Source organism: Jeotgalicoccus huakuii, assembly GCF_036665975.1.
In the GTDB taxonomy this organism is placed as follows: Bacteria; Bacillota; Bacilli; order Staphylococcales; family Salinicoccaceae; genus Jeotgalicoccus; species Jeotgalicoccus marinus.
In genome coordinates, this window is sequence record NZ_JAVIYN010000019.1 from 1 (window position 1) to 18,564 (window position 18,564).

The following is an 18,564-nucleotide window of genomic DNA, read 5'->3' on the forward strand; positions in this document are numbered from 1 at the left end:
AACTGAGATATGAACATGTTCATATCCCAGAGAAAAATTTATTTTATTCAACTGTAAACTTAAGTGACATCAGGTCACTCCACATCAGACAATATTTTATTTATTTCTTTTTTTGCTTCTTGGTTATGTCCAACATCACCATTCGTCCACCAAGTCCAACTTGTTGCACCATCTGACTCACTCAAATATTTTTTCAATCTTGGACGTGAATCACCATTAATACCAAACCAAATCCTTCCTTGTTTTCTAAGGTTTACAAATTCTTTTTCACTTATCGCCCAACATCTATTGGAAGGAGGAGATATTATCGTACCGTTTGGGAGTGTGACATTGTAAAATTGGCTTTTAGTTGCATGTCCTGTTTGCCCTGTCATATCTACAGAGACCCAAGGGCCATTTATATCATTATCTGGGTTTTTGTATTCTGAAATCCTCTTTTCTGACAAAGGAACTTTATTAATTGTTGGTTTGAATAAATTAATATCTTTTGCATAGACTAATATATTATCGTGCGCAGCTCCTAAAGAGATTCTAGAATCAGGAGAGGTTCTTTTTTGCCAAACTATATTAGCAACAAAATTGTTTCTACCATATATTTCATCCATCAATATTTTTGCGTAATGTGACTCATTATCATCGATATTAATCCATATAGAACCATCAGGACTCAATAGTTCTTTGGCGGCTTCCAACCGATTTTTCATAAATACCAACCACGTAGAATGGTTGAACTGGTCATTATATTTAAAACTATCTCCACCAGTATTGTAAGGTGGATCTATATAAATTAACTTTACTTTCCCCGCGTAACGTTCTCTCAATGAATATAATCCAATAAGATTATTAGCTTTTAGAATCAAATTATCTTTATCTGAGAATTTATCTAAATTCGTCTCTTCGTTTTTAGCATATTTGATAATATTAGTTAGAATTTTAGGAGCTAAAAGTGTATCAATCTCTTCTTTGGCTAAGGTGTTATGATAATAAACTTCGTCTTTCCCTTTTTCTTCTGTCGTCATTCCTCCTTCTAAAACACCATCTTTGTGCGGAAAATCTAGAACTACATCAGAATTATACTTAAAATACTTATTTTCACTGGTGAGACCAATTTCATTTGTATATTTTGTGTAGCTGTTATCCCAGTAGTTTTTGAAACGTAGCATACTGATGAACTCTTCTATCTTAAAAACTAAGCCCGACGGTAGCTCGAGGGAATATGTATCTCTTATCGATTCGTTCGATAGAAGAGCTTCTATTAATTTTTCATTGTAAGAACGTATATCTTCAATCAACTTATTCTTCAATAATATATCTTCATGCCAATATTCAGGAAATACTTTTAGAACATTATTTATCTCTTGCTGGAGCTTTGTTTCCATAAAATCATTTCTCTCCGATCTTTTTCTCAGACTTGCTATTAATCATGTTATAGATGGTACCTCTTGATACCCCTGTCATCCTGATGATTTCATTTATCGTGTATTTCTCACTCTCATACAGAGAAATGACCATTTCCCTTTTATCTTTCGGAAATTTAGGCCTTCCTCCCATTCTACCTCTTGATCGAGCAGATTCTAAACCCTTTTTCGTTCTTTCACTCAATAGATTTGCTTCGAGCTCTGCAAAAGCACTCATCATAGTGAAGAACATCCTCCCCATTGCATCTTTGGTATTAATATTCATATCTATTATTTCCAAATCTATATTCTTTTCATCGAGGTATTGAGATAGTTCTATTAATTGTTTCGTTGTACGTCCGAGTCGATCTAACTTTGTGATTACTAAAGTATCCCCTTTACGTAGGTAGTCGAGACATTTGTCAAGCTCTGTTCTTTTATATTTCTTGCCACTTACCTTTTCGGAAAATATTCGATTACAACCATATTTATTTAAGACATCAATTTAACTATTTAAATTCTGATCTCTCGTACTGACCCTGGCATAACCAACTTTGCTCATAATTTTTCCTCCTTATGTTTCTCTTAGTGGGGGGTTATATGTATTCTATACTCTAATTAGCATTCATAAGCTTTGGCTATAGTACAAAAACTCAATAAGTTTTTAAAATATTGTACAAAGATAATTGTACGGGTTTTTGTACTTTCAATCTATAGTAAAATCAACTATGTTTGTTCTCTTCCTGATGTTCCAATAAACGGTCGTTTTTTAAACTTAATTTTACATGTAGTTTTTGTCATATTAAATACTCATTTTATGCACGGATTCTCGAAAATTATAATCTAGTCTAATACATAAAGGAATGACAAGTTCTTTATTAAAAGTAGAAAGAAGGGATTGTAAAGTATGAGAAAAAAGAACCTATTGATAAGCTTGTTTTCTCTGATGATGGTCATTGTTTTATCAGCTTGTACAAGCAATGACGGAGAAGCATCTGTAGAAGATACTAACAATGGAAAGGATTCAAATGAACAGATGAATATGAATGAGGACAATGAAAATTCTATGGAAGAAAATATGAATAACTCCTCCAGTGAAGGAGAAATGAATAATGGTTCCATGGGTAATGGTCATATGGATCATGATGATGTGGTAAGTCTAATTGATTCGACAGGAGAGAATGAACTGAATATCCCCCCTGTACTCAAAAGCGACAGCAACAAAGGAACTGAGTATACAATACGCGCGCAAAAAGGAGAAACAGAAATATTTGATGGCGTTCAAACAAAAACATATGGCTATAATGACTCGTTTCTAGGTCCCATGCTTCAATTTGAAAAAGGAGATACTGTGAAAATAAACTTAATCAATGAACTCAATGAAAATACCACTTTTCACTGGCATGGATTGGAAGTGCCAGGGAATGACGATGGTGGTCCACACAATGTATTGGAGCCAGGCGAAGAGAGTACTATTGAATTTGAAGTGACACAGGAAGCTGCCACATTGTGGTTCCATCCCCACCCGGAAGGAAAAACCTCTGAACAAGTGTACAACGGACTTGCTGGGTTAATTTATATCGAGGACCAAAATTCAAAAAATCTCGAATTACCAAGTGAATATGGAGAAAATGACATTCCTCTCATTTTCCAGGACAGAGTCTTTGATGACGAAAAACAGTTGAATTATAAAGCAGCAGCAAATGAAGATGGCACTGTCGGAGATACATCATTAATTAATGGAACATTAAATCCAAAATTAACTGTAGATAAAGAAAAAGTAAGGCTTCGACTTTTAAATAGCTCAAATGCAAGAAACTACACCGTTAAACTAAATACAGAAGATGCTTTTGTACAAATCGCAACGGACGGCGGATTTTTAAATGAACCGGTCTCAATGCAAGAAATCACACTCACGCCTTCAGAACGGGCCGAAATAGTCATTGACTTCTCACAAGTTAAAACTAATGAAGAGATTGCTTTAGTAAACGAAGAAGGTACCACGCTCTTACCTTTTGAAATCACAGATCAAACAGGTAAAACCATAGATATACCTGATGAAATGAATGACTTTTCAGTTACGGAAGAAGAAAAGAATTTACCAGTAACAAAAGAAATTGAACTTTTCGGCATGATGGATCAGGTAACGATAAATGGTAAAAAATTTGACTCTGAAAGAATTGATTTTACGCAGGAACAAGGTGTCACCGAAGTATGGGAAATCTATAATAAACCAGACATGATGGGCGGCATGATTCACCCGTTCCACATCCATGGTGCTCAGTTTAAAATCCTTTCCAGGAATGGAGAAGCACCACCTGAGAACGAAAGAGGCTGGAAAGATAGTTTTTCCGTTGCCCCGGATGAGACTGTGAAAATTGCCATTCAGTTTAAAAATAAAGGCATATATATGTTCCACTGTCACATACTTGAACATGAGGACAATGGGATGATGGGACAGGTTAAAGTAGAATAAGATCCAAATCTTCAATCTAATAATAAAAAAGGAACTATTTTTTGATTTTTCTAGGCGAATTACATTATTGAATAAGTGGAGAAGGACAATCATCATTAAAATTATGTGCATTTTCTATGGAGTTTACCAATATCGGTTTATATGCGAAATGGATGGGAATTCAATTAATGCAAGCGTATTTAAATCTATAGGAGGTATTTACAATGGCTCATGAACAACACCAACAACTGATTCAGACGTTACATGAATGTATGGAAGCCTGTAACCACTGCTACGATGCGTGTTTGAGAGAAGAGGACGTAAATATGATGGCGGAATGCATCCGTCTGGACCGTGAATGTGCAGATATCTGTGCATTTCTGGAACAAGCATTAATGAGAGGTACACCATTTGCTTCTGATTTAGCAGCAGTATGCGCCAAAATTTGCGAAGCTTGCGGAAATGAATGTCAGAAACACGACCACGAACACTGTCAGAGATGTGCAGAAGCGTGCTTTAAATGTGCAGAAGCTTGTAAGGAAATCGCTTAAAATAAAACTTATATAGAAAAAACGCCATGTCAGATAATAATTCTGGCATGGCGTTTCTTATTAATAGAACAAAAGCAATCAGTCTAACGTTCTAATATTGAAAGTGTTTTTTAATTTTTAATCCATTTGTAACCAACGCCCCACACCGTGTGAAAGTAATCATCGATAGGAAAGCCGACTTCCCGAATTTTTTCCCGCATATTTCTAACATGGGAATCCACAGTACGTCCTTCCGTTTCAGAATGCATGCCCCACACTAAATCAATCAATTGATTTCTAGAAAATACCCTTCCTGGATTTTTCATGAGTAATCCAATGATTGCAAATTCTTTTGGTGTTAATTTTACAAGCTGTTTTTTATAGGATAGTTCAAATTGATCTTCGTCCCATAACAGTCTTTCGACTTCAATCCGGTTGACAGGTCTTGTTCTTCTTAGTAATGCATCCATTCTTGCAACCAATTCTTCTTCATTAAAAGGTTTTGTGATATAGTCATCTGCACCCAGCTTGAGTCCTTTTACAATATCTTCTTTCTGCTCACGTGCAGTCACCATGATAATAGGTACATCTGAGTATTGCCGTATTTCTCTGCATACTTCCCATCCATTCATTTCAGGCATCATGATATCCAGTAGAATAAGATCAAACTTCTCTTCTTTAACAAACTTAAGCCCTGCTTTTGCACCTACTGCTTTTCGACAAAAATAAGGGTAAGGTTTCAAGTATAATGTCAACAGTTCGAGCATTCTCTCTTCATCATCGATTAACAGCACTTTATTCATTTACATTCTCCTTCTTTAAAGATATGACGAAAACAGTCCCCTTGCCGAGTGTACTTTCTACTCCAATCTCGCCACCATGCAACGCCACAATTTCTTTAGCGATTGTCAGCCCGAGACCAGACCCTCCGCTTACCCGGGATCTAGACTTTTCAGAACGATACAGTCGATCGTATATAAAGGGTATATCTTCTTCTGGGATTCCTTCTCCTGTATCTGAAATAGTTGTTAAAATTTCATTTTTATTTTGAATCACTTCCATTGTGATATGACCTTTCTCGGGAGTATACTTTATTGCATTATCTAATATATTCAATATAACTTGTTGAATTCTTTCGGGATCTGCCATAACAACCAAGTTGTCCGGACAATGAAAGAAAAGCTCTATCTTTTTTTCATTGAGCGCTGGATAGATTCGTGCTAAAACCGTCTCAATCAAAGCGCTAAATACTACCCTCTCTTTTGTGATGGCAAATTCATTATGATCGATTTTAGCTAATTCAAACAGATTTTTTATCAGGTCTGCTAAATGCTCTGTTTCTTCCTGAATGATTTTAATGTATCTATTCCTGTCCGTCGTGGATATTTCTTTTCTGCTAATAATATCCGTATACCCTTTCATATAGGTTAAAGGTGTTCGTAGCTCATGCGATATACTCCCTAAAAATTCATTTCTCTCGTTTTTTAAACGTTCCAGATCTTGCGACAGCAAAGTAATCGAAGTCGCCAAATCTCCAAGCTCATCTTTTCGATGTGTATACAATTCCACGTTATGATTGCCTCTACCTAATTGTTCTGTCGCTTTTTTCATCCTCAATACCGGTTGGGTAATAACTCTGGAAAGAATAAACACCGTTATAACAGTCAGAAGTAAAGTCAATAGACCCACAAGCCAAAACTTATGGCTGAGATGATCAATAATCCGTTCGATGCTATCACTTTCAGCAAACATAAAAACATGCCCGCTATGAGTTTCGTTAAAAGTTAGGGGGCTGTCTGTAGAGACATATTTTTCTTCTGACCAATTTGATTTCAGGATAACTCCTTCTTGTGGTATTTCACCATAATCAGTATGTTCAATAACAGTTATCATTTCTGGTTCAACCGGATCAGAATTGGTGATTATCTCTCCATTCTCATCTGTTATCACCACAATAAAATCTGATTCTGACTCCATAATCGCAACATGTTCCAATGTCGTGGTTGTATAGTTTTCTTCCAATACGTCTCTGTGTGTATTCCCCCGGGCCAATAAATCCCCCATCACTTCCTCCACACGATCAGCGACCAGATTTGTATATAGGATATAGAATAATATGATTTCAATAATAAGAATCACCAGAAAAAACAAAAGTCCGATTTTTAAAGCTAATTTATTGAACATAAAAGCCTCCTCAGTTTTCTGCAACAGCATAAATCGTAATAGATCATCTTATCATTTTGTTCATTAGTCATATTATATAGAAAAGTAGTATTTTTATTATGAATAATTCAGCTTATTTTACTTTGCCCACAACTAAAATTTTCTTCCACTGTTCTTATGAGGCGTCATTAGACACATAACTATTTCTGCTTATAGTCTAGATTGCTAACTCATCTTCGTTCTGTGGATTGATTGCAACATACAAAATACCATCATCTTTCATCTCCACTATCTTTCGATAAAAATAATCTAGCAGAGGTAGCAGCTGCAACGAAGTTTTAGTCTGAAAAATGTATGACTAAGTATAACACCTGACCGTCAAAACTTTTTAAATTTAAAGGGTAACTCGAAGTTACATGAGTGATTTTACCGCATCCCGCTAAAAATATAGATGATAATATTATAGTATTAATTATTAATTTTCTTGGTATCATGATTCGCTACTCTCTTTATACATTTTATTATTTAAATATCGATTTTTCGTGCAGATTTGAAGGAAGCGCTGAGATATCATCCACGGTTAATAAATCTTTAAATTGAAATCCAATATGTCGAGTCGGTAATATTATTCTTGATTAAATACATTTATTTTTCATTGAATCTGCACGTAAACTGCAAAAGTTATGGGTAGAGTTATCAGTAGAACTAATAAAATGGAGGGTATATACATGGTTAAAAACAAAGTATTATTAGGGCTTCTTTCCATATTCGCTGTATTTTTAATGGCTGCCTGTGGTAATGGGGAAACTCAGCCTAATGAAGATGAAGAAAGCCAAAGCACTGAAACAGAGTCCAGATCTGAGGAGGAAATGGACATGGAATCAGATTCCGGAGGTCATATGGAACATTCAGCTGATGAGATGTCCAGTTCCGGTGAAGTACCTGAAGACTTGAAAGAAGCAGAAAATCCAACTTATGCAGTTGGAAGTCAAGCGATTATTGAAGCAGAACACATGCAAGGTATGGATGGTGCTGAAGCAACAATTTCCGGTGCTTTTGACACCACTGTCTATACTGTCTCATACACACCGACGAACGGCGAAGAACTGGTAGAAGATCATAAATGGGTCATTCATGAAGAATTGGAAGAACCGGGAGAAGCCCCATTAGAACCAGGCGATGAAGCAGTAATGAATGCATCACACATGGAAGGCATGGAAGGTGCAACGGCTACGATTGATTCTGCTGAAGAGACCACTGTCTATATGGTGGATTTCGTTACAACAGATACTGAAGAAGAAGTTCAGAATCATAAGTGGGTTACAGAAAGTGAACTGGCACCTGTGGAATAAATTAGTGAATAGTAATATAGGATAAAAGCATGGATTCCTGATTACAAAGAAAAAATCCGGCAAATCTTGAATTAAGATTTGCCGGATTTTGTATCTTGGTCTCTTTCTACAATTATTATATAGAATCAATATGACATAAAAAAATGATACTCTAAATTCTTAAAATCTTTTGTCATTAACTAGCTGCAGCATGAACACGCAGAACCATCTTCTTTATCAATATCCTCTTTAATCTCGTAGCCGGTATTTTGAATAGCACCTTTGATGTCTGCCAAATTAATTGTACTGTCATTAAATGTTACATCTACTTTACCTTCAGGAATTTGAACTTTAACTGATTCAACGCCATTTAATTGACCGACGCTCTCTTCGACTTTATTAACGCAAGCCCTACATGACATACCTTCTACATTAAGTGTTACTTTTGACATATAAATTTCTCCTTAAAATTTTATTATATTATTTTATAAGAAAGTTTCAATATACCCATGGTAGGTATTTTACCCTTTTTCATTTTTTATTTAACAAATCAATTATCTGTCTTAATTTATTAATTTTGTCTACTGCTGATTAACAATTACATTGACCTGGAACACAATTGCATGGCACTACGTCAACTGCATCCTCTTTTTTCATCTCTAACACTTTTTCCAACTCTTCTATATCTATATAGCTTAATGTTGATTTTGAAATTAAATCTGCAATAATTTTTCCAATGTCTTTATTACATATATTATCGAAAGTTTGTTCAAGTGTACTTTTGAGAAAGTCACTTTCTTTTAAATTAGTTGAATAAATGTATTTGTTGCCGTCCTTTTCTGTGTTTAATACACCTTTATCAACAAGTCTCCCAATAAGTGTTTTGGTCGTGGCCGGTTTCCAATTCTTTTTATTTTCTATAATATCTCTAATATCTTTACTCGTAGTTTTGTTTTGTGCCCAAACGACCCGCATCACTTCCCATTCGGAATCTGTGATATTTGAATCAATTGCTTTGGTCATATTTTCACCTCTAATTTTTTCAAGTATTTTTAAGATGTCTTTCATATTTCATACAGTAAAGAATTAAAATACCGACTATCCTTAAGTAAGGATTTGTCGGCATTTATTTTATTCTACTTCAAATCTATGAAGTAACTGCGCATTGATTGCAACGATGATTGTACTGAGACTCATCAAAATCGCACCTACAGCCGGACTGAGTATTATCCCCCAAGGCGCCAGTACTCCTGCTGCCAATGGGAGAGCAATCACGTTATATCCGGTTGCCCAAATCAGATTCTGTACCAGTTTATTATATGTTTTTTTAGATAGGCTGAATATTGCAAGAATATCTTTCGGATTACTGTCAACGAGAACGATGTCTGCACTATCCATCGCGATATCTGTGCCTGCACCCACTGCGATACCAACATCTGCTTTAGTCAATGCCGGTGCGTCATTGATTCCGTCACCTGTCATTGCAACAACCAAACCACGTTCTTGGATTTCTGTCACTTTATCTGCTTTCTCATTGGGCATTACTTCAGCATAGACTTCATCAATCCCAATTTGTTCTGCGACATAATTTGCGACTTTTTGGTTATCTCCGGTCAACATTATAGCTTTAATATTTCTCTTATGCAGCTGTTCTATTGTCTGCTTAGAACTTTCCTTAATCTTATCTGCCAGTGCAATGGCACCTGCTAATTCTTCGTTTACCAAAAGAAAAACTACCGTCTTACCTTGTTCTGACCATTTATTAAAGTTCTTATCGTCAAAATCTATTTTTTGTTTACGTACATATCCCGGACTCACTACTTTGACTTGTTTATCATCAATCGTCCCTTCAATTCCTACACCAGTAATTGAATTGAAATTTGACATTTCAAGCAATTCAAGTTCTTTTAACTTGGCTTCATTGAGTATACCTCTCGCAATAGGGTGTTCCGAGTCATTTTCTATTGTTGCTGCATAACTTAAAAGGATATTTTCGTCAATATTATTGAAAGTCTGTATATCTGTAACACCAAATTTACCCTCAGTCAAAGTACCCGTCTTATCGAAGATCACAGCGTTAATTTTACGAGCCTTTTCAAACTGTGGACGTTTTCGAATTAACAAACCGTGCTTTGCAGCAAGTGATGTAGATACTGAAATAACCAACGGTGCTGCCAGACCTAAAGCATGAGGACAAGCAATAACCAAAACTGTTACCAATCTCATGATAGCAGCATCTATAGTTGCTCCAATACTTATCCAAACGATAAATGTGATGATACCGGCAGCTAAAGCGATATAGAATAACCATTTAGCTGCTTTATTAGTTACATCCTGAGTTTTCGATTTAGTACGTTGTGATTCTCTAACCATATCTATAACTTGTGTCAGATAAGATTCATTCATCAGTTTCTCTACTTCAATAGTGAGAGAACCTTCTCTGTTTATTGAACCTCCAATGACCTCGTCATCAACGGATTTTCCAACTGGAACAGATTCACCCGTTAACATTGATTCATCAACTTGCGACTTTCCTTTAACGATTTTACCATCCAGCGGCATTTTTTCTCCGGGTTTTACTAATAGTAAATCACCCGCTTTAATATCATCAATCTGAACTTCTTCTGTTTCACCATTTTCAGTGATACGGTTTGCCGTATCAGGCATTAATGATGCGAGGGATTCCAGAGCCTTGGAAGCATTGTTAATAGCTCGCATTTCAATCCAATGTCCCAGAAGCATGATTAATACAAGAGTTGCCAGCTCCCAGAAAATTTCTTCCCCATTGAATCCAAAAACAACTGCCATACTATAGAAGTAAGCGACAGAAATCGCCATTGCTATTAATGTCATCATGCCTGGTTCTTTGTTTTTCAATTCATCGTAAGCGCCCTTAATGAATGGCCAACCCCCGTAGAAATAAACGAACGTGGCCAACGCTGCCACAATATAACTATCTCCAGTAAATTGCCAATCCACACCTATGAAATTTTGAATCATCGGAGATAGAAGTACAATTGGAATTGTGAATATCAGGATAATGAAGAATTTATTACGAAAATCTGTCACCATATGCGCATGATGATCGTGTCCGCTATGATTATGGGATTCGTGGCTCTCCTCATGGTTATGATGATTTTCTTCATGCTCAGCATGATTATGATTACCTTCTTTATTCATTTTTTCCCCTCCTACATTATAATACGACTACAACTGTAATCGATTTATTAACTTAAGTTTACGTCTGTAATCGTTATTTGTCAAGCTGTTAATTTACTAAGTTTATTATAAAAAAATATATGTGCAGAAACTATCCACTACATGTATTTAAAAACTAAGTAAAAATAAATTAACTGCTACTCTGAGATTTAACATTGAATTAAAAATGCAGATTCCACGACACTAAATAGCATTGGGTAATCTGCATTTAATAATATTATTTAAGCTGTAAATCTGTCAGACAGGTGCTGTCATTCTCAAAAGTTGAAAAATTAGATTCAACTTTTTTTCCATCATAATTAATTTCTAAAGAGTAATTTTTATCTCTTGGCAGCCAAAAATCCAAGAAACCATTCTCAAGGGTAGTCAACTTCTCATCAACGTGAACTTCTCCATCTTCATCTGTAATTTTTACATCCATCTCTTCATTCATCAGCTCTCCCTGACAACCTGTTAAGCTATGAAATTCACAAGGATGTGTATATGAGATGTATGGTGCAATAGATACAAAAAATTCATCGTCTGGCAAAGTATAGACATTCTCATCTCCACTATCTTTAACAATAAGTGTTTTATCATTTATAGATGCTGATTCTACAATATTACTAGCGCTTAATTCCGAAACCATTTCTTTAATATTTGATTCGTTCGATGCTGAGTCATCACTACAACCTGTTAAAATAAAGATTACGCCCATCAAAACTGGCATTAAATATTTTTTCATCCAGATTCCTCCTTGATATTTAATTTTAACAATAATTTTTAAACAAATTTTATAATAATATATCATTTCTATGAAAGTTATATAAACAAGTCATTTAATGTATTCATAATTAGAAGCCTTGAAAATCTCCAAAGTACGGCTGCAGCCAAATAATAATCTGAGTCAATCCATCAAAATACAGAAGTACACCCATTAATATCATGATGACCCCACCAACTTTCATAATCGTATTCGAGTATTTCAGCATCCAGCGTGTACGAGATACGAAAAAGCTCAATATAAAGAATGGAATTGCAAAGCCTAGACAATAGACAATCATCAACATTAAAGCATCGTTAGGTGCGCTTGCACTCATTGCGAAAATAGCTCCGATAATTGGTCCATTGCACGGAGTCCATCCGGCACCAAATGCCATACCTATTAAAGTTGAACCTAAAAATCCAGACGGTCTATTTTTGAATTGTATTTTTCTCTCTTTCATCAGGAAATTAAAATTAAGCACACCGGTAATGATAAGCCCGAAGATAATAATCAGGATTGAACCTAGTTGTCTAATCAGGTTCGCATGGTCAATCAATATTCCGCCTAAAAAGGCCGTGCCAAACCCTAATGCTATATAGAACAAACTGAATCCCACAAGAAAGAAAATTGTGTGGAATATTGCGCGTGCATTGAATTTTTGATTTTCTACTTCATTATAACTCATTCCTGTTATGTAAGAGATAAAAGCAGGAAATACTGGAAGCACACAAGGTGAGACAAAACTTAAAAAACCAGCTCCAAATGCAAGAAAGAAAGTCATTTCACTACCCAAAAAAACACTCCATTCATATTGCATCTTTTAAATAATCCGAACGAATTTCTTCCACATTTTATTTCTTTCAATCCTATAAACTCTCATCCTATTCAGAAGATGATTGTTCTACAAATCTATAAATATCATCTACAGTTAACTGATATTCTTTCTTCTCCACAACAATGCCGTTTTTATTGATTGCTATTGTCGTTGGCAGTGGGCCTACTTGATACGCTTTAGTCACTTCTCTATTGCGATCCAATGCAACTGGAAAATTAAGTTTTTCATCTAAACTGGATAAGAACTGATTAATCTGCTGCTCATCCTCAGAAACATTTACTGCAATGATTTCATAGTCTTCATGTCCTTCATTATAAATTCGGTTCATATCAGGCATTTCTTCACGACACGGCTTACACCAAGTCCCCCAGAAATTCAAAATAACACCTTTTTCTGAATTGATATCCGATAATTGTATTGAATCACCATTTAACGTCTCCAATTGAAAATCAATTGATTCATCGCCTACTTGTAAGGCTTTTGTATCAGAAGTTAAGTTGAACCATAAGGTCACACCTAACAAAATAATGACACTCAGTATAATACTGATTCTTAGAATCTTCCTTGTTTTTTTCTTCATACTCTTACACCTCCAGTAGCAATTACTTTCATCTTGCACCTCATACATAGTTAATTTTGAAAGATAATTTTCAAACAAACTTACTATTCTATTAGAATAAGAAATCATTCGTACACTAGTCTTATTACCAATTTTAGCTATTAAAAAATTCCCCTCTAATTATTTAGCTTAAATCAAATTTTTAAAGAAACTGTGCATTTTATTAGTATTTAATGTGACATTTCAAATTATGAATAAATTTAAATTCAACACTAAAATAAGCCAGATAAATTTGCTTATGAAAATCGGATGTTTTGAGTAGATCCTTATTATACAAATATTGATTGCTGTGACTTTTGACTTTATTTTGCACTAAAATGAAGCCGATATCTCACATTAAAAGAGAGATATCGGCTTATAAAATTTTCTATTAAAATACGAATGAGAACAGAGCGTTGAATGTGCCATTTTCAAATAGGATATAAATTCCTAATCCTATAAAGACGATTGGAACGATCCAACGTTCATATTTTTCGATTTTATCTGAAACAAAATTCAAGGAAGCCAATCGATAGCTGATTAGACATAGAACACCAACCATGATCATGAAAACAATGACGGCAATAATGATTTCCATCATATTTAAAGTCGTAAAGTACGGTATATAGATAGCGAAATCATCCGCACTGGAAGCCAGTACAATGAAAGTGACCGTTATGAATAATTGATTGAATCTACCTGAAGAGAAGAAGGAGAGAATGTTGCCTTCATCTTCGTCTTCTTCACCTTGAATCCATATTTTTATACCCAGGTAAAGTGGCAGCAATCCAAGGAGGCCGATCATCCATTGTTGAGGAATAAAATTGGCTACTCCCAATGCGACCAGAAGACTTGCGCCTATAATAATGATTGTCCCTATATATTGTCCAATCCAAATATGTTTTATTTGATTACTCTTTTTGATTTGCGAAAACAGAAGAATCAATATAACGAGGTAGTCGATTCCTGTCGCTACATAAACGGCAGCAGCTGTAAATGCCGTTACAATCATAGTTCCAACTCCAATTTTTCAGCATCAGTACTTTTATTTATCTGGGAAGAACCCAAGCTTAATTCATCTTCCTTCACACGCATAAGCCTCAAGCCATTCAAGGCCACCACTAAAGTGGCACCCATGTCCGAGAGAATCGCAATCCATAGTGTCAGCCATCCTGGGATGACCAACAATAGAGCAATCAGTTTGATTCCAATGGCAAAAGCGATATTCGCTTTGATGATGTTCAATGTTTTACGGCTAAGTTTGATGGTAAAGGGCAGTTTCCTCAGGTCATCGCCCATTAAAGCGACATCTGCTGTTTCAAGAGCGGTATCTGTACCGGCGCCACCCATAGCGATACCAACGGTGGAAGCTGCCAGCGCTGGGGCGTCATTGACCCCATCGCCGACCATGCCTACATGACGATAATCAGTTTTTAATTGCTTGATTACGTCTAGTTTATCCTGCGGGAGCAATTCAGATTGAATATCTGTGACACCGACATGTGAACCAATCGCACGGGCAGTACTATGATTATCTCCCGTAAGCATGACTGTTTTTTCGATGCCTGCCTGATGCAGATTCTGGATTACCGCTTTACTTGATTCGCGGACTTCATCCGCGACTGCAATAATTGCCTGAACTGTATTTTTTGTTCCTGCAACCATAACGGTCTTACCTTGTTCTTGAAGTGTTTTGACATCACTTTTAATTGCATCATTGAAATTAGCTGCCTCCATCTCTTCAAATAATGCCGGGCTGCCAACGTAATACATTTCATTATTGATTTTGCCCCGTATCCCCTTGCCTGTAATAGAAGAAAAGTCTTCGACAAAGATATCAGAATAAGGAAGGTTATAACCGTCTGCCTTCTTTATAATCGCGGATGCCAATGGATGCTGGGAACGATCTTCCAATGCTGTGATGACTGCCAGCATTTCCTTTTCATCAATTGCATTGTCGATTAAACGATAATCAGTTACAACCGGGACGCCCTTTGTGAGTGTGCCGGTCTTATCAAATGCAATGGCCTTTAATCCACCCATTTCTTCGAGGTAGACCCCGCCTTTTATAAGGACTCCCTTCTTGGCAGCATTTCCGATTGCCGAAACAATCGCTATCGGCGTGGAAATTACCAATGCACATGGACAACCTACAACGAGAACCGCTAACCCTTGATACACCCAAGTGGACCAGCTCGCACCGAAAAATAACGGGGGTACAATCGCAACCAGCACTGCGACACCCATAATGGCAGGCGTATAATATTTTGCAAATTTATCAACGAATGCCTGGGCAGGAGCACGCTCACCTTGTGCTTCTTCCACCAGATGAATGATTTTGGCAATGGTCGTATCTTCAACCAATTTAGTGATTTTAACTTCCAGTAAGCCTTCTTCGTTCAGTGTCCCTGCAAATACTTCATCATCGATCGATTTTTCAACCGGCACTGATTCACCTGTGATTGCTGCCTGGTTGATTGCAGAGTAGCCATTGACAATTACGCCGTCCATAGCAATTTTCTGTCCAGGCTTAACAAGCATGATATCGCCCACAGCAATATCATTGACGTGTACTGTCATTTCCTGTCCGTTGCGTCTGACAAGTGCCTCTTTAGGAGCAATATCCATCAATGAACTGATGGATTGCCTTGCTCGATCCATCGAGAAACGCTCCAACGCTTCGCTGATGGCAAACAAGATGACAACAATGGCGACCTCGGCCCATTCTCCGATGATGACACCGCCAATCACTGCGACTGTCATCAGGGTTCGCATATCAAATTCAAACCGGACTAAATTCTGGAGACCCGTTTTCAGCATTGAAGCCCCTCCGACAATCATGGAAGTGATGAATAGCAGTGGTGTAAGAATATTGTCATCACCATTCACCAACATTGAAATGAAGCCAAAAGCGATAAACAGTAGCGAATAGAGCAGAGTGCTGTGCTTTTTATAAAATGGAATGGTTACTTCCTTTTCTTTTTTGTCTTGTCCACTTTCTTCTCGAGATTTTTCAGGTACCACTTTGAGGTTTTCAAATGCCCCTGCTTCTTCCAGTTCCTCAACCGTTGCAGAACCATATACAGAAATTTTTGATGCGCCAAAATTCACCTTCGCATCTTGAACTTCAGGTAGTTTCTTCACATTTTTTTCAAATGTACCAGCACAATTTGCACAGGAAAACCCCTGAACACGGTAAACATTTTTTTCTTTATTCACTTCTGGTTGCATTTGACGCCTAGACTTTTCAGGCACCACCTTGAGGTTTTCAAATGCCCCTGCTTCTTCCAGTTCCTCAACCGTTGCCGAACCGTATACAGAAATTTTCGATGCGCCAAAATTCACCTTCGCATCTTGAACTTCAGGTAGTTTCTTCACATTGCGCTCAAATTTCCCTGCACAGTTCGCACAGGAAAATCCCTGAACACGGTAAACACTTTTTTCTTCTTCAGTCAGCTCTACGATACCTTCAGACATGGGCCATCACTTCTTTCCTATGTATTAATGCAATCGTCATGATTTCCCTAATATGCTGATCTTCCAGAGAATAGAACGCAAGTTTGCCTTCTTTCCTGAATGTGACGATGCCTTCTTTGTAGAGCGTGCGTAAATGATGAGATGCATTTGCTACAGTCACACCGAGTATATTTGCGATGTCACAGACACATAATTCCTCTTCCCGGCATAAGGAATAGGTGATTTTGGCCCTATTCACATCAGCGATGGCCTTAAGCATCTGTGATATACCGGCAATATCGACAGTTTGTAAATTCTCTTGCATCCGGTTAACCTTTTCTTCGTCATAACAAAAAACTTCACATGTTTCTTTTTTATTCATACATACACCTCATCATTCAAATATTTGTTTGAATATAGTGTATCATCTTATTTTTCTTTATTCAAGCAGATGTTTGAATAATAAAGGGCCCTACCAACAAAACACGGAAAACATACGCTAAGGAAAATAATGCAATGAAAGATGATTTTCCAATCTCGAACAATTGACTGAATAATTACCCTGTCGTGATATGGATTGCTAAAATTATTGCGAACAGTATCCAAGTAAGCATACCGAACGCAGCTAAAAATAATTATTCCTTCAGGTATGTTATGTAGAAATAAGGTGGTCAACATGAAATTTCCCATACTTGTTCCAATTGTTGATCCAATCGCGATGCCAACAGGGAAATTATGAATTGCTATACTGGTAGTTAAAAGTACTCCCGATCGAACGAAAATATCTTTTTGATGACTATTAGTGATAATTGTAATTTTATCTATTAATAGATGAATGGATTGGAATAATACTAAGCCTATTGCTATTCCACCGATTTAAATTACCCACCCGCCTAATTCAATACTTTCTGGAATCATTTCAAAAAATAATAAACCAATTATAAGGCCTGCACATAATGAATAAATGAAGCCATGACCACTTTGAAAACCTTTCATTATCCAAGCGAGTCCACCGCCACACCAATTCAAAATGCAGAAGCGAATGCCGGATCATCCATACTGCACTCATCCCACTACTCTCCTTAAAAATGCTTTGTTTATTTTACGCTAAAAAATCAAAACAAAATATATGAATTCATATTAAATATTATTTGACTCTTTATTCAGATGATAATATCATATATATGAACATATATTAATATATGTAGATAAATAGTGATTATTATATAAGATTTGGACTTGAAACCTAAAGTGAGGGAAAAATAATGGAAGAAAAAAAAGAATTTGAGGAAGTAAATAATAAGGACTTAGATGATGAAACATTATTTGTCGTATCGCAAACATTTAAAGCGTTAGGTGATCCTACGAGAATCCGGATTCTCCATTCGCTCTTTTATAAGGAGTATTCGGTAAACGGTATTGCTGAAACGCTACATCTTAGACAATCAACAGTTTCCCATCAATTGCGGTTCTTGAAAAATTTACGGTTAGTAAAATTCCGAAGGGAAGGCACAACGTTGTTTTACTCCCATAATGATGAACATACTATGAATATGCTAAAACAGGCGATCGATCACGCCTATCATAACTAGTATTCCGTAAACCAGTAATTAGTGTTAATAGTAATTTACGTCATTAATATTGTTATATGATTATATAACAATATAGATTATAAGCGTATGAAAAGAGGGTTTTGCAATGGATATGGAAAACAAAAAACAGAATGGAAAGCGTTGTATGATATCTCGAAAGAAAGTGAGATGGGTGTAGCAGAGAGGGTTAGTGAATACGGTTGATAAATTCATAGGATGTATTATTGGAACAAAAAGTTTGGA

17 protein-coding genes are annotated in these 18,564 nt (G+C 36.3%); 4 read left to right on the plus strand and 13 right to left on the minus strand.

Going from position 1 to position 18,564, the window contains the following annotated elements; translation table 11 throughout:
* Positions 1-74: 74 nt before the first annotated feature.
* Together V6E76_RS09800 and V6E76_RS09805 are read right to left on the minus strand one after the other, a co-directional pair.
* The gene (locus tag V6E76_RS09800; protein ID WP_035856809.1) at positions 75-1,379 is read right to left on the minus strand and encodes a site-specific DNA-methyltransferase; all 1,305 of its coding nucleotides are present in this window, start codon (positions 1,377-1,379) and stop codon (positions 75-77) included.
* 4 nt (positions 1,380-1,383) lie between these two features.
* Complete coding sequence (locus V6E76_RS09805) at positions 1,384-1,902, minus strand: recombinase family protein (RefSeq protein WP_240921803.1); 519 nt, start codon at positions 1,900-1,902, stop codon at positions 1,384-1,386.
* A 402-nt stretch (positions 1,903-2,304) separates the two neighbouring features.
* On the opposite strand from V6E76_RS09805, the gene V6E76_RS09810 reads away from it, so the two are divergent.
* Both V6E76_RS09810 and V6E76_RS09815 read left to right on the plus strand, forming a co-directional pair.
* Entirely contained in the window at positions 2,305-3,873 is a 1,569-nt protein-coding gene (locus tag V6E76_RS09810) for a multicopper oxidase family protein (protein WP_166626276.1), read from the plus strand.
* A gap of 203 nt (positions 3,874-4,076) precedes the next feature.
* On the plus strand, positions 4,077-4,403 hold the full coding sequence (locus tag V6E76_RS09815) for a four-helix bundle copper-binding protein (RefSeq protein WP_026867195.1): 327 nt from the start codon (positions 4,077-4,079) through the stop codon (positions 4,401-4,403).
* 110 nt (positions 4,404-4,513) lie between these two features.
* On the opposite strand, the gene V6E76_RS09820 is transcribed toward V6E76_RS09815, so the two are convergent.
* Entirely contained in the window at positions 4,514-5,185 is a 672-nt protein-coding gene (locus V6E76_RS09820) for a response regulator transcription factor (protein WP_026867194.1), read from the minus strand.
* Positions 5,178-6,566 (minus strand): sensor histidine kinase, encoded by a 1,389-nt coding sequence (locus V6E76_RS09825; protein ID WP_026867193.1) that lies wholly within the window; start codon positions 6,564-6,566, stop codon positions 5,178-5,180. The genes V6E76_RS09820 and V6E76_RS09825 overlap by 8 nt, the downstream gene beginning before the upstream one ends.
* Positions 6,567-7,273: 707 nt before the next feature.
* Here V6E76_RS09825 and V6E76_RS09830 point away from each other — a divergent pair.
* Positions 7,274-7,897: a YdhK family protein gene (locus V6E76_RS09830; RefSeq protein ID WP_247352453.1), complete on the plus strand. Its 624-nt coding sequence runs from the start codon at positions 7,274-7,276 to the stop codon at positions 7,895-7,897.
* 179 nt (positions 7,898-8,076) lie between these two features.
* Here V6E76_RS09830 and V6E76_RS09835 read toward each other — a convergent pair whose 3' ends face one another.
* From V6E76_RS09835 to V6E76_RS09875, 9 genes are all read right to left on the minus strand, one after another.
* Positions 8,077-8,328, minus strand: coding sequence for a copper ion binding protein (locus V6E76_RS09835; RefSeq protein ID WP_051220549.1), 252 nt, complete (start codon positions 8,326-8,328; stop codon positions 8,077-8,079).
* A gap of 139 nt (positions 8,329-8,467) precedes the next feature.
* Positions 8,468-8,944, minus strand: a complete 477-nt coding sequence (locus tag V6E76_RS09840; RefSeq protein WP_371807486.1) for a CopY/TcrY family copper transport repressor — start codon at positions 8,942-8,944, stop codon at positions 8,468-8,470.
* Positions 8,945-9,007: 63 nt separating this feature from the next.
* Positions 9,008-11,056, minus strand: coding sequence for a copper-translocating P-type ATPase (locus V6E76_RS09845; RefSeq protein WP_247352455.1), 2,049 nt, complete (start codon positions 11,054-11,056; stop codon positions 9,008-9,010).
* Between the two features lie 256 nt (positions 11,057-11,312).
* Positions 11,313-11,819, minus strand: a complete 507-nt coding sequence (locus V6E76_RS09850; protein WP_026859513.1) for a CueP family metal-binding protein — start codon at positions 11,817-11,819, stop codon at positions 11,313-11,315.
* A gap of 109 nt (positions 11,820-11,928) precedes the next feature.
* Positions 11,929-12,633: a cytochrome c biogenesis protein CcdA gene (locus V6E76_RS09855; protein ID WP_499797806.1), complete on the minus strand. Its 705-nt coding sequence runs from the start codon at positions 12,631-12,633 to the stop codon at positions 11,929-11,931.
* A gap of 88 nt (positions 12,634-12,721) precedes the next feature.
* Positions 12,722-13,255 (minus strand): thiol-disulfide oxidoreductase ResA, encoded by a 534-nt coding sequence (gene resA / locus V6E76_RS09860; protein ID WP_026867188.1) that lies wholly within the window; start codon positions 13,253-13,255, stop codon positions 12,722-12,724.
* Between the two features lie 409 nt (positions 13,256-13,664).
* Complete coding sequence (locus tag V6E76_RS09865; RefSeq protein WP_198687233.1) at positions 13,665-14,285, minus strand: CadD family cadmium resistance transporter; 621 nt, start codon at positions 14,283-14,285, stop codon at positions 13,665-13,667.
* Positions 14,282-16,750, minus strand: a complete 2,469-nt coding sequence (locus V6E76_RS09870) for a heavy metal translocating P-type ATPase (RefSeq protein ID WP_247352457.1) — start codon at positions 16,748-16,750, stop codon at positions 14,282-14,284. The genes V6E76_RS09865 and V6E76_RS09870 overlap by 4 nt, the downstream gene beginning before the upstream one ends.
* On the minus strand, positions 16,743-17,111 hold the full coding sequence (locus tag V6E76_RS09875) for an ArsR/SmtB family transcription factor (RefSeq protein WP_247352459.1): 369 nt from the start codon (positions 17,109-17,111) through the stop codon (positions 16,743-16,745). The genes V6E76_RS09870 and V6E76_RS09875 overlap by 8 nt, the downstream gene beginning before the upstream one ends.
* Positions 17,112-17,994: 883 nt before the next feature.
* Between V6E76_RS09875 and V6E76_RS09880 the strand changes: the two genes are divergently transcribed.
* Positions 17,995-18,321: an ArsR/SmtB family transcription factor gene (locus tag V6E76_RS09880; protein WP_026858751.1), complete on the plus strand. Its 327-nt coding sequence runs from the start codon at positions 17,995-17,997 to the stop codon at positions 18,319-18,321.
* Positions 18,322-18,564 lie beyond the last annotated feature (243 nt).

Bases quoted from the DNA above. Each gene is read 5' to 3' on its own strand.
- V6E76_RS09800 (WP_035856809.1), bottom strand. From the start codon at position 1,379: ATGGAAACAAAGCTCCAGCAAGAGATAAATAATGTTCTAAAAGTATTT.
- V6E76_RS09810 (WP_166626276.1), top strand. From the start codon at position 2,305: ATGAGAAAAAAGAACCTATTGATAAGCTTGTTTTCTCTGATGATGGTC.
- V6E76_RS09815 (WP_026867195.1), top strand. From the start codon at position 4,077: ATGGCTCATGAACAACACCAACAACTGATTCAGACGTTACATGAATGT.
- V6E76_RS09820 (WP_026867194.1), bottom strand. From the start codon at position 5,185: ATGAATAAAGTGCTGTTAATCGATGATGAAGAGAGAATGCTCGAACTG.
- V6E76_RS09825 (WP_026867193.1), bottom strand. From the start codon at position 6,566: ATGTTCAATAAATTAGCTTTAAAAATCGGACTTTTGTTTTTTCTGGTG.
- V6E76_RS09830 (WP_247352453.1), top strand. From the start codon at position 7,274: ATGGTTAAAAACAAAGTATTATTAGGGCTTCTTTCCATATTCGCTGTA.
- V6E76_RS09835 (WP_051220549.1), bottom strand. From the start codon at position 8,328: ATGTCAAAAGTAACACTTAATGTAGAAGGTATGTCATGTAGGGCTTGC.
- V6E76_RS09840 (WP_371807486.1), bottom strand. From the start codon at position 8,944: ATGAAAGACATCTTAAAAATACTTGAAAAAATTAGAGGTGAAAATATG.
- V6E76_RS09845 (WP_247352455.1), bottom strand. From the start codon at position 11,056: ATGAATAAAGAAGGTAATCATAATCATGCTGAGCATGAAGAAAATCAT.
- V6E76_RS09850 (WP_026859513.1), bottom strand. From the start codon at position 11,819: ATGAAAAAATATTTAATGCCAGTTTTGATGGGCGTAATCTTTATTTTA.
- resA (WP_026867188.1), bottom strand. From the start codon at position 13,255: ATGAAGAAAAAAACAAGGAAGATTCTAAGAATCAGTATTATACTGAGT.
- V6E76_RS09865 (WP_198687233.1), bottom strand. From the start codon at position 14,285: ATGATTGTAACGGCATTTACAGCTGCTGCCGTTTATGTAGCGACAGGA.
- V6E76_RS09870 (WP_247352457.1), bottom strand. From the start codon at position 16,750: ATGTCTGAAGGTATCGTAGAGCTGACTGAAGAAGAAAAAAGTGTTTAC.
- V6E76_RS09875 (WP_247352459.1), bottom strand. From the start codon at position 17,111: ATGAATAAAAAAGAAACATGTGAAGTTTTTTGTTATGACGAAGAAAAG.
- V6E76_RS09880 (WP_026858751.1), top strand. From the start codon at position 17,995: ATGGAAGAAAAAAAAGAATTTGAGGAAGTAAATAATAAGGACTTAGAT.